This is a genomic window from Rathayibacter rhapontici (assembly GCF_001995175.1).
In the GTDB taxonomy this organism is placed as follows: Bacteria; Actinomycetota; Actinomycetes; order Actinomycetales; family Microbacteriaceae; genus Rathayibacter.
In genome coordinates this window covers 1-14,783 of the sequence record NZ_MUKN01000003.1, presented here as the reverse complement: position 1 = coordinate 14,783, position 14,783 = coordinate 1, and the positions used below count along the sequence as shown (strand labels likewise).

Here is a 14,783-nt window from a genome sequence, read left to right as displayed (position 1 = left end):
CGGCGTCACCAGCGCACTCCACGTCACCCGCGCATCACCAACGTCAGCCGCCCGCTTCCCACATCAGCCGCGCCCCCTCACACCCGCGCGTCACCCGCGCACCCCCGCGCCACCCGCAGACCACCGCCTCACCCGCGCCGCGCGAACCCCCCGAGGCTGTACCCGAGCAGCAGCCCCGCCATGACGACTCCCGACGCGACCGCCATCGCCTCCGCCGCACCCGTCAGCAGGCCGATCCCGCCCAGCACGACCAGCAGCCCGCCCAGCAGCGCGAACATCCGCTCGTGGAACGCCCACGCGAAGGGCAGGAAGTGCAGACCGACGACGAGCGCGATGAGGGCGGGCCGCAGCGCGCCCGCACCGGCCTCCTCCAGCAGCCGCGTGCCGACCGCGATGAGCGCCAGCTCGCCGACGACGCAGGCGAGGTAGACGGCGATGCCGACCCGGGTCGGAGGCGCGAAGCGGCCGAGGCCCCGCGGCCGGACGAACAGGAACCAGAGCGTCGCCGCGATCAGCGCGACGACCCCCGCCCTGACCACCAGCGCCGCCGCCCCGGAGGACGTGTACGAGAAGACGAACACCGCGGCGCCTGCCAGCCCGATCAGCGCGCCGGTGCGGCGCGGATCGGCGAACCGGGGCGGGGCGGGAGCATCGGCGGTCATCGGGCGAGCCTCGCAGACGGGCACCGCGAGCGGTAGGCCGGGCCTCGTCGCACGAGCGCTCCTCCGAGACCCCCTCGCCGAAGAAGGCCCGCGCCCGTTCCCGCCACCCCTCAGCCCTGCGCCAGGATCGACCCCGTGACCGCCTCGATCGAGTGCACGACCCGCTCCCCCCGCTCCGCCGCGGAGATGTTCGACCGCGCACGGGACATCGGCCTGCACACCGCCTCGCAGTCCGCGGCCGGCGAGCGCGCGGTCGCCGGAGTCGTCTCCGGCCTGATCGGCCCCGGCGAGGAGGTGACGTGGCGGGCCCGCCACTTCGGCGTGCCGTTCCTCCTCACCAGCCGGATCACCGCGTTCGAGGCTCCGCACCGCTTCGTCGACGAGCAGGTCCGCGGACCGTTCGCGCACTTCCGGCACGAGCACCGCTTCGAGGCCGACGGCACGGGATCCGTCATGATCGACCGTCTCGAGTACTCGGCACCGCTGGGGCCGCTCGGCAGGATCGCGGAGCACCTCGTCGTGACCCGGCACCTCCACCGCCTGCTGCAGGAGCGCGGCGAATTCCTCGCCGCTCCCTGAGCCCGGGCGCCGGCCCCCGGCAGCGCCCTGAAAGGGGGCCCGCCCCTCCGCTCCCGCTCGCACAGGCTGACTATGCTTGTGCCACCCACGACCGGCGAGCCCGCGCCGATCCGCGGGTTCGCGACCTCGACGCCCGGGGACCGGAGGGGGTGCACATGGCCGACCGGCCGAATCTGCGGCACGTCGCCGCCGTCGCCGGCGTCTCGCACATGACCGTGTCCCGCGTCCTGAGCGGTCACCCCAACATCAAGGAGTCGACCCGGCAGCGGGTCCTCGAGGCGGTCGACGAGCTCAACTACCGGCCCAACATCGCCGCCCGCTCGCTGGTCACGCAGCGCACCGACCGCATCGGCGTGATGGTCGAGAGCGGAGCCGAGTTCGGGCCCTCGAGCACGCTGCGGGCGATCGAGCGCGCGGCCCGCGAGAAGGGCTACTCGATCACCTCGGTCGCTCTGCGCGACGACCACGACATGACCCCCGTCGACGCGATCAACCACCTCACGGGCCTGGGGATCGACGCGCTCTGCGTCATCGCCCCGCGCTCCTCCTCGGTCGCGACGCTGCGCACGGTCGAGATCGGCGTGCCCACGCTGGTCGTCAAGTCCGACAAGGACCCCACCTTCCTCACCGTCTCGGTCGACCAGCAGGCGGGCATGGCGCAGGCCGTCGACCACCTCGCGGCGCTCGGCCACCGCGACGTGCTCCACATGTCCGGCCCCCTCGACTGGCTCGCGCCCGCGCCCGCGAGCGCGCGTTCCACTCGCGGGCGAAGGCCTGGGGCATGCACGAGCGGCCCATCGTGGTCGGCGACTGGACCCCCGACTCGGGCTACGACTTCGCGACCAGCCTGCGCTCGGTGCCCGACTTCACCGCGATGGTGGTCGCCAACGACGAGATGGCGCTCGGAGTGATCCACGGACTCGTCGAGCGCGGCATCCGCGTGCCCCAGGACGTGAGCGTGATCGGCTTCGACGACCTGCCCACCGCGCGGCACTTCCTCCCGCCGCTCACCACCGTGAAGCAGGACTTCGACAAGCTCGGCTCGACCGTCGCCGAGGTGATCCACGCGCGGATCCGCGGTCAGGAGATCCCGCAGCGCACGCGGATCCCCACCGAGCTGATCGTGCGCGAGTCGACGGCCGCTCCCCGGTCGTGACCCTTCCGGGACCATCCCGGCTCCCGTGCTCGCGTATCATCGGCGGCACCCATTGGCGTGAGACATCTGCTCGCGCGCGACACGAACCGAGGGCGGCACGTGGCAGTTCAGTCGAGGACGACGGAGCGCTCGGCCGTCCCCGTCGTCGAGATGACGGGCATCACGGTCTCGTTCTCCTCGGGCCGCGCCCTCCAGGATGTCGGCTTCCGCCTGTTCCCCGGTGAGATCCACGGCCTGATGGGCGAGAACGGCGCGGGCAAGTCGACGCTGATCAAGACGCTCACCGGCATCCACCGCCCCGACGCCGGAGTGATCACCGTGGACGGCGTCGAGCGCAGCTTCTCGGGTCCCGCCGACGCCAAGTCCGCCGGCATCTCGGCCGTCTTCCAGGACGAGCGGCTGACGGACAACCTCAGCATCGGCGAGAACATGATGCTCGGCCACGAGGTCCGCGGCCGCTTCGGCATCTCGTGGTCGCGCACGCACCAGCGCGCCGCCGAGATGCTCGGCGAGCTCGGGCTGGGCGATCTCGATCCGCGCCTGCCGCTGCGCTCGCTGTCCCCCGCGATCCGCCAGCTGGTCGCGATCAGCCGCGCCATGGTCGATCAGCCGCGCGTGCTGGTCCTCGACGAGCCCACCTCGAGCCTCGACCTCGGCGACGTCGCCCGCCTCTTCGCCGTGCTGCGGCGCCTGCGCGACAGCGGTGTCGCGATCCTCTTCGTCTCGCACTTCCTCGAGCAGGTGCTGACCCTCAGCGACCGCCTCACGGTGCTGCGCGACGGCAGCACCGTCGGCGAGTACCCCGCGCGGAGCATGGACCGCGCGGAGCTGATCGCGAAGATGATCGGCAAGGACATCGACGCGCTGCGGCAGATCGGCTCCGACCGGCGCGAGCACCGCCGCCAGCCCAGCGGGCCGCCGATCTACCGGGCGTTCGGCCTCGGCCGGCGCGGAGCCGTCGCCCCGACCGATCTGGAGCTGCACCGCGGCGAGATCGTCGGCTTCGCGGGACTGCGCGGCTCCGGTCGCACCGAGCTGGCCTCGCTCCTGAGCGGAGTGGACCGCGCCGACTCCGGCCGCGTGCTGATCGACGGCGAGCCCGCGCAGATCACCGACCCGGGCTCGGGGCTGCGGAACCGGATCGCGCACTCGAGCGAGAACCGCCGCGAGGACGGGATCATCGGCGACCTCTCCCTCCGCGACAACCTCGTGCTCGGCATCCAGGCGCTGCGCGGCTGGGCGCACCCGCTCTCGGCGGCCGAGACCGACGACCTCGTCTCGACGTACATCGAGGCGCTGAACATCACCCCGGCCGACCCGGACATCCCGGTGAAGTACCTCTCGGGCGGCAACCAGCAGAAGGTCGTGCTCGCGCGCTGGCTCGCGACCCGGCCGCGCCTGCTCGTGCTCGACGAGCCGGCGCGGGGGATCGACGTGGCCGCGAAGGTCGAGATCCAGGCGCACATCTCGCAGCTGGCCAAGGAGGGCGTGTCGGTGGTCTACATCTCCTCCGAGCTCGAGGAGGTGGTGCGCCTCAGCGATCGCATCGTCGTGTTCAAGGACCGCGAGAAGATCGGCGAGGTCAGCAACGGCCCCTGGCTGACGGTCGACACGATCGTCGAGATGATCGCCGCGGACGCGGATCCGGACGCCGACGAGGACGACACCGACCCGTTATAAACCGCTCATTGCACCGCCGAGATTGTTCACGGTAACATTCGGAACAGGACGCGCTCCCGTCGTGTCCACGAGCACTGCAATCACCGCATCTCAGGGCCCCTGGGCCCCATTCCCCGGGTCTTCGGACCCACCCCATCCCGGGCGCTCCTCAGCGCGCCCGCGGTCTCAAGGAGGAGACACATGTCCACGAAGAGGCGTATCGGCCAGTTCCTGGGTTTCGCAGCGGTCGGAGCGATGGCCTTCGGCCTCGCGGGCTGCTCCGGAGGCGACTCGGAAGCAGGCGCCGGCGGCGAGGGCGACCTGACCACCATCGGATTCGTGGCCGTCGGCCCCGAGGGCGCGTGGCGCCAGGCGAACGAGACCAACATCGAGGACACGTTCACCGAGGAGGCCGGCTACGACCTCAAGTACGCGCCCGCCACCAACGGCGACCAGAAGTCCCAGATCGACTCCTTCACCTCGTTCGTCGACGAGGGCGTCGACATCATCCTGCTCTCGGCCACCGAGGGCTCCGGCTGGGAGGACTCGCTCGAGCGCGCCCAGGAGGCCGAGATCCCGGTCATCCTGATCGACCGCGGCATCGAGCCGGACAACTCCGACCTCTACGTCACGCGCATCGCGCCCGACAACATCGCGGTCAGCACCTCGGTCGCCGACTGGGCCACCACGACCTTCCCCGACGGAGCGAACTACTTCACGCTCGAGGGCCCCGCGGGCGTCTCGGTCGTCAACGAGCGCAACGAGGGCTGGGACGAGGTCATCGGAGCCGACTCGAAGTTCGTCAAGCTCGGCGCGCAGACCGCCAACTGGTCGACCGAAGAGGCGAAGAGCGTCTTCGAGACCGTACTGAAGTCGAACAACAACGACGTCCAGCTCGTCTTCGCCCAGAACGACGAGATGGGCCTCGGCGCCGTCCAGGCCGTCCAGGAGGCCGGCCTCACCCCCGGCACCGACGTCAAGATCGCCACGATCGACGGCACCAAGAACGCGCTGCAGGCCCTGGCCGACGGTGAGCTCAGCTTCGTCGCCGAGTACAACCCGCTGTTCGGCGAGACCGCCCTCGACGCCGTCGAGAAGACGCTCGCCGGCGAGACCGTCGAGTCCTCGATCGTCGTCCCGAGCGAGACCTTCGACTCGCCCGAGGTGGCCGCCGAGGTCCTCCCCGACCGCAAGTTCTAGTCGGAGCCGCCCGACGGCGCCGGTCGGCGCCCGACGGCAGCACCACAGGGCTCAGGCCCACCCCTGCGGATCGCGCGGGGTCCGGACGATCTCCGGACCCCGCGCGTTCCGTCCCTCGGCGTCACCGCTCCGGTCCGCCCCGCTCGAGAACGGAAGGACGCGACATGACAGCTTCGCCTCCGATCGTCGAGATGAAGAACATCTCGATCAGCTTCCCCGGTGTCAAAGCGCTCGACGGCGTCGACTTCCGCCTCTTCCCGGGCGAGGTCCACACGCTCATGGGCGAGAACGGCGCCGGCAAGTCCACGCTCATCAAGGCCCTGACCGGCGTCTACCGCATCGACAGCGGCGAGATCCTCGTCTCGGGCTCGCCCAAGCGCCTCAGCGGCACCGCGGATGCGCAGGCGGCCGGCATCTCCACCGTGTACCAGGAGGTGAACCTGGTCACGAACCTCTCCATCGGCGAGAACGTGATGCTCGGCTACGAGGTCCGCGGTCCCTTCGGCATCAACTGGAAGGCCACCCACGCGGCGGCCAAGGTCGCCCTGGCCAAGCTCGGGCTCGACCACCTCAACACCCGCCAGTCGCTCTCGTCGCTCTCGATCGCGATGCAGCAGCTGGTCGCGATCAGCCGCTCCACCGTGAGCGACTCGAAGGTCCTGATCCTCGACGAGCCGACCTCGAGCCTGGACGCGAACGAGGTCGAGAACCTCTTCGTCGTCATCCGCCGGCTGCGCGCCGAGGGCGTCGCGATCCTCTTCGTCTCGCACTTCCTCGACCAGGTCTACGCGATCAGCGACCGGCTCACGGTGCTGCGCAACGGCAAGTACATCGGCGAGTACCTCACTCCCGAGCTCGACCGCACCTCGCTCATCTCGAAGATGATCGGCAAGGACATCGCGGCGCTGCGCTCCCTCGACTCCGAGCGCGAGAACAGCGACCACCTCTACCGCGACGCGCCGCTCTACTCGGCCAAGGGCCTGGGCCGGAAGGGCTCGATCGAGCCCACCGACATCACGCTGCACCGCGGCGAGGTCGTCGCTTCGCCGGGCTCCTGGGCTCCGGCCGCACCGAGCTGGCCCGCCTGATCTACGGCGTCGACAAGCCCGAGACGGGCGAGATCACGCTGCACGGCAAGAAGGTCGACGTGCCCACGCCCACCGCGGGGCTCGCGCACAAGATCGCCTTCGCGAGCGAGAACCGCCGCGACGAGGGCATCATCCGCGACCTCTCCATCCGCGAGAACCTCATCCTCGCGGTGCAGGCCAAGCGCGGCTGGGCCCGCCCCCTCTCCAAGAAGGAGAAGGACGAGATCGTCGACAAGTACCTCGTCGAGCTCAACGTGCGCCCCGCCGACCCGGACCGCCCGATCAGCAAGCTCTCCGGAGGCAACCAGCAGAAGGTCCTCCTGGGCCGCTGGCTCGCCACGCACCCCGAGATCCTGATCCTCGACGAGCCGACCCGCGGCATCGACGTGGGCGCGAAGGCCGAGATCCAGGAGAAGGTCGTCGCCCTCGCCGGCGAGGGCGTCGCCGTGATCTTCATCTCGTCCGAGCTCGACGAGGTGGTCCGCCTCAGCGATCGCATCATCGTGCTCAAGGACCACCGGGTCATCGCCGAGATCCTCAACGGACCCGCGGTGACAGCGGAGTCCATCGTCACTACCATCGCCGCAGAGGGAGTCGTCGACGAGGACGTCGTCGTCCTCGAAGGCGCCACGCAGGAGGCCGCATCATGAGCAGCGACACCCGAACCGGGAGGACCTCGATCCTCACCGGCCTGATCCGGCGGCAGTGGTTCTGGGGAGCGGTCGCGATCGTCCTCCTCCTGCTGATCAACGTCGTCAAGGACCCCGGATACCTCTCGGTCTCCATGAGCCCCACGACCGGCTACCTCGTCGGCAACGTGATCGACATCGCCCGCGCCGCGGCTCCGATCCTCATGATCGCCGTCGGCATGTGCCTCGTCGTCGCGACCGGGGGCATCGACCTCTCGGTCGGCTCGATCATGGTCGTCGCCGGCGCCGTCTCGATGGAGTTCCTGAACGCCCAGAGCGCTCCCGACTCCCTCGGCGCCGCCGCGGCCGCCTTCGGACTCGCCCTGCTGGTCAGTGCGGCGCTCGGAGCGGTGAACGGCGTGCTCGTGTCGGTGGTGGGCCTGCAGCCCTTCATCAGCACCCTCGTCGTCATGCTCGCCGGCCGCGGACTCGCGAAGGTGATCACCGGCGGCCAGAACACGGCCGCCACCAACGAGCCGTTCCGCTGGCTCGCCAACGGCTACGTCTTCGGCCTCCCCGTCGTCTTCCTCCTCGCGATCGCCATCGTCGTCGCGGTCGGCCTGCTGGTCCGCCGCAGCGCCTGGGCCTGATGATCGAGGCCATCGGCATGGACGCCAAGCGCCCGCCTCGCGGGCATCAACCGCCGCGGCTCCTGCTCACCGCCTACATCAGCAGCGGCGTGCTGGCCGGAGTCGCGGGCGTCTTCGCCACCGCGAGCGTCATGACCGTCGACACCTCCCGCACCGGGTACCAGCTCGAGCTCGACGCGATCCTCGCCGTCGTCATCGGCGGCACCTCGCTGGCGGGCGGCAAGTTCAACATCGCCGGAGCCGCGGTCGGAGCGATCCTGATCGCGACCCTCGACAAGACCGTGGTCTTCCTCGGCGTCTCCTCGTCCGCGACGCCCGCCTTCAAGGCGATCGTGATCGTCGCTCTCTGCCTCCTGCAGTCCGAGCGCGTCCGCTCCGCCTTCTCCCACCGTCGCGAAGCGCGTCGTCGCGCCCCGCAGAAAGAGGCGATCCCCGCATGAGCGCCCTGCTGACCCGCTCCGCCCCTCCGGCGAGCTCCGAGCGCACGAGCGCCCGGTCCTTCTTCAGCCAGCACCTCGACAAGCTGCCCACCGTGGCGGCCCTGGTGATCTTCGTCGGCATGCTCGTCTACGGCGAGGCGGCCTACGGCCGGATCCTGCAGGCGAGCACCCTGTCGAACCTCCTGGTCAACAACGCGCACCTGATCATCCTGGCCGTCGGGCTCACCTTCGTGATCCTGACCGGCGGCATCGACCTCTCGGTCGGCGCGGTGATCGCCTTCAGCAGCGTCAGCGGCGTGCTGCTGATCAACGCCGGCTGGAACCCCTGGCTCGTCATGGTCCTGATGGTCGTCATCGGATCGGCCTTCGGCCTGATCTCGGGGATCCTGATCCAGTACTTCGACGTGCAGCCGTTCATCGCGACGCTCGCGATGATGTTCCTGGCCCGAGGCCTCGCCTCGATGCTGAGCACGGTTCCCGAGCGCCTCCCCGAGGACTCGGCGGTGACCTCGCTCGCGACGCCGATCAAGCTGATCGACGGCCCGAAGGTCAACGACTTCGTGATCAGCCCCGGCGTGATCATCGCCCTGCTGGTGGTCGCCGGAGCGTTCTTCGTCCTGCACCGCACCCGCATCGGCCGCACGGTCTACGCGATGGGCGGCTCCGAGCAGTCGGCGGCGCTGATGGGCCTCCCCGTGCTCCGCACGAAGCTCTTCATCTACGTGATCAGCGGCACGCTCGCCGGTCTCGCCGGCGTCGTCTACACGGCCCGACTCGGCAGCGCGCAGAACATCACGGGCACCGGATGGGAGCTCGACGCGATCGCGGCGACCGTCATCGGCGGCACGCTGCTCACGGGCGGGGTGGGCTTCGTGCTCGGCTCGGTCGTCGGCGCCCTGGTCCTGGGTCTGATGAACGTCCTGATCACCCGGGACGGCGGCATCCCCCCGGAGGCCACCACGATCATCACCGGCGGCATCCTGCTCGTCTTCGTCCTCCTGCAGCGCGCGGTCATGTCGCGAAGCAGGACGTAGCGGGCGCCCTCCGACGCTCCGCTGCGACGGCACCCCTGCCCCCCTCACCGGGGCAGGGGTGCCGTTCCGGTTCACCCGGTGATCGAGTCCGATCGATACCGCCGGACCCCTTCACGTTGACGTGAACATCGTGTTACCGTGAACACGCCGACGAGTGTCGGCACCCCCCCTCCCTCAGCAATGGTGCCGATCCAGGAGCAAGCGCGATGAAGCCCTACCTACGACCCCTCGTCCTGGCGACCGCCACGGCGCTGGCGATCCCCCTCCTCTCCGCGATGCCGGCCCAGGCCGCCGCGAACCCCGAGAACCTCGTGCTCCGGTACCAGCTGAACGAGACCAGCGGCACCGTCGCCCTCGACAGCTCGGGGAAGAACCGCAACGGCACGCTCGTGGGCGGCGCGAAGACCGGAGGCGACGCCGGCGTCGTCCTCGACGGCACCGACGACGCCGTGAAGCTGCCCGACGACATCCTCGCCGGGCTGAACTCGATCACCGTCAGCACCGAGGTGCTGGTGCGCCCCGAGCAGTCGGGCAACTACTTCGTCTACGGACTCGGCACCGCCGCGACCAGCAACTCCGGCGCCGGCTACCTCGCCACCCTCGCCGACAGCCGCTACCGCACGACGATCACGCCGAGCAACTGGCAGGGCGAGCAGAACGCGGACTCCGGCTCCGCGCTCCCCCGCGGAGTCTGGAAGACCCTCACCTACACGCTCGACGACGCGACCGACACCGCCCGCCTCTACCTCGACGGCGCGCAGGTCGCCGTGCAGACGGGCGTCACCACGAAGCCCGCCGCGATCGGCGGGGGCACCACCACCTCCAACTTCATCGGCCGCTCCAACTACGCGGCCGACAAGACGCTCGCCGGCAGCGTCCGCGACTTCCGCATCTACGACAACGCGCTCACCGCCGCCGAGGTGACCGCCCTGCAGCCGACCGCGGCGACGAAGGCCGCCCGCGACGCGTCCGCACTGGCGCTCGGCGACCTCTCGGCCGTCCAGGCGAACCTCGCACTGCCCACGACGGGCGCCAACGGCTCCGCGATCACGTGGGCCTCGAGCGCTCCCCAGACGATCTCGACCAACGGAGTCGTCACGCGGCCCGCCGCCTCGGCCGGCAACGCGACCGTCACCCTGACGGCGACCCTCACGAGCGGATCCGAGACCCGCACGAAGGCCTTCACCGCCACGGTCCTCGCGCAGTCCGGCGACCAGCAGGTCGTCGACGCGGCCGCCGCCGGTCTCACGATCCCGGACCTCACCGACGTCCGCGGCAACATCACGATCCCCGCGGCTCCCGCCGGCACCTCGATCAGCTGGACCTCCAGCGACCCGGCCGTCGTCTCGACCACCGGAGTCGTCACGCGGCAGTCCGCCGACCGCACCGTGACGCTCCGCGCGACCGTCACCAAGAACTCCGCCACCGCGACGCGCGACCTCGTCGCCACCGTGCGCGCCGCGAAGCAGCTCGCTCCGCTCGAGGGCTACGCGTTCGCCTACTTCACCGGCAACGACATCGCGGGCGAGAACATCTTCCTGGCCGCGAGCAAGGGCAACAACGCCCTCGCCTGGGACGAGCTCAACGGCGGTCAGCCCGTGCTGACCTCGACCTTCGGCGAGAAGGGCCTGCGCGACCCGTTCCTCATCCGCTCCCCCGAGGGCGACACGTTCTACCTGATCGCCACCGACCTCTCCATCGGACGCGACGGCAACTGGGACCGCTCGCAGCGCCAGGGCAGCCGCTACCTCGAGGTCTGGGAGTCGCACGACCTCGTGAACTGGTCCGAGCAGCGCCACGTGCTGGTCTCGCCCGAGACCGCCGGCAACACCTGGGCGCCCGAGGCGCACTGGGACGCCAGCATCGGCGCCTACGTCGTCTACTGGGCCTCGAAGCTCTACGCCGAGACCGACCCGAACCACACCGGCAACGTCAGCAACGTGATGATGTACGCCACCACCCGCGATTTCACGACGTTCTCCACTCCGCAGGTCTGGCAGAACACCTCGCGCATCGACTCCACCGTGATCGAGCAGAACGGCACGTTCCACCGCTTCACGAAGGACGAGGGCGCGAGCGGCACCGGCTGCTCCGACATCATCCAGGAGAAGTCCACGACGCTCCGCGCCCCGCTGACCGGCTGGACGACCGTCGACAGCTGCATCGGCCGCGACGCCGGCACCGGCGCCGTCGAGGGCCCCACCGCCTTCACGGCCAACCCCGGCGACGTCAACGGGCAGACCAACTACCTCTTCGTCGACGAGTACGGCGGACGCGGCTACATCCCGCTGAAGACCGCCGACCTGAACGCGCCGAACTGGCAGGTCGCGCCGAACTACGACCTCCCCGCGAGCCCGCGTCACGGCACGGTCCTCCCGGTGACCGCCACCGAGCTCGCCGCGCTGCGCGCCTCCGAGCCGGCCGGACCCGTCCCGGTGACCGCGAACGCCGCCGGCGAGATCCTGCGCTACTCCTTCGACAACGGGTCGGGCACGACGCTCGAGGACGTCTCGGGCAACGACCGCGACGCGACGATCGTCGGCGGCGCCGCCTGGCAGACCGGCGCCCTCTCGTTCGACGGCACCGACGACCACGTCGACCTGCCGGACGACGTGCTGACCGGAGTCGAGGACGTCACCGTCGAGGCCGAGGTGAAGATCGACCCGACCCAGGGCACTCCGTACTTCCTCTACGGACTGGGCAACTCCTCGAACAACGCCGGCAACGGCTACCTGTTCACCACCGGCGACTCGTACCGCACGAGCATCGCCTCCGGGAACTGGCAGACCGAGCAGACCGCCGGGACCGGGTCGAACCTCCCCCGCGGGCAGTGGGCCAAGCTGACCTACACGCTCTCGAACGGCACGGCGACGATCTACCTCAACGGCGCCAAGGTCGCCACGAAGACCGGAGTCACCACGACGCCGGCCGATCTCGGCGGCGGACGCACCGCGGCCAACTACCTCGGCCGCTCGCTCTACGGTGGCGACAAGCTGTTCAAGGGCGAGTACCGCGAGTTCGCGCTCTGGAACCGCGCGCTCAGCGAGAGCGAGGTGCTGACCCGCTCCGGGTCGGCCGACCAGATCGCCGGAGTCTCGCTCACCGCCCCCGACGTGCTGAAGGTCGCTCCGATCGTCGACTCGGCCGCCCGGACCGTCACCTTCGCGGTGAAGCCCGGCACCGACCGCTCGAAGCTCGCCCCCGTGTTCGCCACGGCGACCGGCACGACCTCCTCCCCCGCCTCCGGCACCGTGCGCGACCTGCGCACGCCCGTCACCTACACGCTGACCGCGTCCGGCGGAGCCACCGCGACCTGGACGATGAAGGCCGTCGAGATGAAGAGCCCGGTGATCCCCGGTCTCTACGCCGACCCCAACATCGCGGCGTTCGGCGACACCTTCTACATCTACGCGACGTCCGACGGCTTCCCCGGCTGGGGCGGGAAGACCTTCTACGTCTGGTCGTCCAAGAACCTCGTGGACTGGACGCGCTCGGCGCAGCCGATCCTCACCCTGGACGGCGCGAACGGGAACGTCCCGTGGGCCGTGGGCAACGCCTGGGCGCCGACGATCACCGAGAAGGGCGGGAAGTACTACTTCTACTTCTCGGGCCACAACGCCTCGCTCGACCGCAAGACGATCGGAGTGGCCGTCGCCGACAGCCCCACCGGCCCCTTCACCGCTCAACCCACCGCGATGATCACCAACGGCGAGTCCGTGACCTCGGGTCAGGCCATCGACCCGGCCGCATTCACCGACCCCGCCACCGGCAAGAGCTACCTCTTCTGGGGCAACGGGGCGCCCGTCTACGGCGAGCTGTCGGACGACATGCTCTCGATCAAGGCCGGCACCATCAAGCGGATGAGCGGACTGACCGACTACCGCGAGGGCAGCTTCGTCAACTACCGCCAGGGGCTGTACCACCTGACGTACTCCATCGACGACACCGGCTCCGAGAACTACAAGGTCGGCTACGCCACCTCGACGAGCGTCGACGGCCCGTGGACCTACCGCGGCGTCCTCCTCGAGAAGAACCCGTCGCTGGGCATCCTCGCGACCGGCCACAACTCGATCGTCAACGTCCCCGGCACCGACGACTGGTACATCGCGTACCACCGGTTCGCGATGCCCGGTGGAGACGGCCAGCACCGCGAGACCACGATCGACCGCGTCACCTTCGACCCGGCGACCGGACTCATGCAGAAGGTCGTCCCGACCCTCGAGAGCGTCGCCGGCCAGACCATCACCGACCCCGCCCCGCTGCGCGCCGCCATCACCGGCGCCGCCACGGTCGGGACCCGGCTCACCGCCACCGCCTCGACTCCCTGGACCGCCACGGCGTACCAGTGGAAGCGCGGCGGAGTGGACATCGCCGGCGCGACCGCGTCGACGTACGTCCTCACCGCGGCCGACCGCGGCACGGTGGTCTCGGTGACGGTGTCGGCGACGAAGCCCGGCTGGTCCCCCGCCACGGCGACGGCGCAGACCGCCGCCGTGACCGGGACGACGGGCATCGTCGGGGCGACCACCACGACCAGCACGCGCTGCGTCGCCGGCAAGGTCGTGCTCACGGTCACCGCGAAGAACCCGAACGCCTTCCCGGTCAAGATGACGGTCACCTCGGCGCACGGCTCGAAGTCCTTCGCCGAGGTCGGCGCCGGGAGCACCGTCTCGGCCGCCTTCACCGCTCGGACCTCGAGCATCCCGGCCGGAGAGGTCACCACGACCTCCACCGCCTTCGTGGCGAACCGCCCCGCTACGGCGACCACCACGACCCCCACCTCCGCGGCCGGCTGCAGCTGACCTCGGTTCCCATCCGACACACAGAACCGCGGCGGCGACGGCGCCGCCGCGGAGAACGGAGAACACCCGCAATGAACACCCGAACGATCGTCTCCCGCGGAGTGGCCGGCCTCGCCGGTGGCTTCCTCCTCCTCGGCGTCGCCGGCACCGCGATGGCCGCCGAGATCGAGCTCGACAACAACGACGTCGACGTCAACGTCGACATCGCCGAACTCCCCGGAGGCGGCGCACTGTCGATGACCGTCGCCGGCGACGCCACCGAGCTGACCGAGGCGGGCTCCACCGCCGTCATCCGCCAGTTCACCGGCACCCTCCCCACGGTGACCGTCGCCGACACCCGCGACGCCGCCGACATCCCGGACGGAGCCGGCTGGTACGTCGTCGGATCCGCGTCGGACTTCGTGAACGCGGAGGGCGACGTGATCCCCGCCGAGCACCTCGGCTGGCAGCCGAACGTGATCGACGGCGGCGACTCCGGCCTCGTGGCCGAGGGCGACCGCGTCGACACGATCATCGACGAGGGCGAGGACGCCGTCGGACTGGTCGACAAGGAGCTGCTCTTCATCACGAACGAGTCGGCCGAGGTCGCCCCCACCGGGCCCTTCACCGCGAACGCCGACCTGTTCCTGAAGACCCCGCCCACCATCGAGGCCGGCGAGTACTCGTCCACCCTCACCCTGTCGCTCTTCGAGTGACCCGGGGGAGGCTCCGGCCTCCCGCACCCCTCCGACGCGGTCGAGCAGCCACTGCTCGGCCGCGTCGGCCTGTTCCCGACCGTGGCATCCTGGACTCCTCATGACCGATCAGCGACGATCCGCCGGCCGCCCCCGACCGGCCCTCCGCACCCTGCTCGCCCTGGCCGCCGCCGCAGTGGCGCTGTCCGC

General features: G+C 70.5%; 8 protein-coding genes and 3 pseudogenes. 10 read left to right on the top strand and 1 reads right to left on the bottom strand.

All coding sequences use genetic code 11. The features are described from left to right. Nucleotides 1-128: 128 nt before the first annotated feature. Complete coding sequence (locus B0T42_RS01515) at nt 129-662, bottom strand: DUF7010 family protein (protein ID WP_139344380.1); 534 nt, start codon at nt 660-662, stop codon at nt 129-131. Between the two features lie 135 nt (nt 663-797). Between B0T42_RS01515 and B0T42_RS01510 the strand changes: the two genes are divergently transcribed. The 10 genes and pseudogenes from B0T42_RS01510 (at nt 798) to B0T42_RS01470 (ending at nt 14,594) form a co-directional block, all read left to right on the top strand. Beyond that, nucleotides 798-1,241 carry an SRPBCC family protein gene (locus B0T42_RS01510; protein WP_077221667.1) on the top strand — a complete coding sequence of 148 codons (444 nt, stop codon included), beginning with the start codon at nt 798-800 and terminating at the stop codon, nt 1,239-1,241. A gap of 155 nt (nt 1,242-1,396) precedes the next feature. Next, nucleotides 1,397-1,489, top strand: a pseudogene (locus tag B0T42_RS22165) (LacI family DNA-binding transcriptional regulator); the annotation flags it as partial. 533 nt (nt 1,490-2,022) lie between these two features. Continuing rightward, complete coding sequence (locus B0T42_RS21820) at nt 2,023-2,397, top strand: substrate-binding domain-containing protein (protein ID WP_269087482.1); 375 nt, start codon at nt 2,023-2,025, stop codon at nt 2,395-2,397. Nucleotides 2,398-2,547: 150 nt separating this feature from the next. Continuing rightward, on the top strand, nt 2,548-4,077 hold the full coding sequence (locus tag B0T42_RS01500) for a sugar ABC transporter ATP-binding protein (protein WP_077221739.1): 1,530 nt from the start codon (nt 2,548-2,550) through the stop codon (nt 4,075-4,077). Nucleotides 4,078-4,257: 180 nt separating this feature from the next. Continuing rightward, entirely contained in the window at nt 4,258-5,256 is a 999-nt protein-coding gene (locus tag B0T42_RS01495) for an ABC transporter substrate-binding protein (protein WP_077221666.1), read from the top strand. A gap of 164 nt (nt 5,257-5,420) precedes the next feature. Continuing rightward, nucleotides 5,421-6,994, top strand: a pseudogene (locus B0T42_RS01490) (sugar ABC transporter ATP-binding protein). Then, nucleotides 6,991-8,063 (top strand): annotated as a pseudogene (locus B0T42_RS22535) (ABC transporter permease). Before B0T42_RS01490 ends, B0T42_RS22535 begins: the two co-directional pseudogenes overlap by 4 nt. After that, the gene (locus B0T42_RS01480) at nt 8,060-9,097 is read left to right on the top strand and encodes an ABC transporter permease subunit (RefSeq protein WP_055785612.1); all 1,038 of its coding nucleotides are present in this window, start codon (nt 8,060-8,062) and stop codon (nt 9,095-9,097) included. Before B0T42_RS22535 ends, B0T42_RS01480 begins: the two are co-directional and overlap by 4 nt. Before the next feature lie 206 nt (nt 9,098-9,303). Further along, entirely contained in the window at nt 9,304-13,899 is a 4,596-nt protein-coding gene (locus tag B0T42_RS01475; RefSeq protein ID WP_077221665.1) for a family 43 glycosylhydrolase, read from the top strand. A gap of 71 nt (nt 13,900-13,970) precedes the next feature. Next, nucleotides 13,971-14,594, top strand: coding sequence for a hypothetical protein (locus B0T42_RS01470; protein WP_077221664.1), 624 nt, complete (start codon nt 13,971-13,973; stop codon nt 14,592-14,594). Nucleotides 14,595-14,783 lie beyond the last annotated feature (189 nt).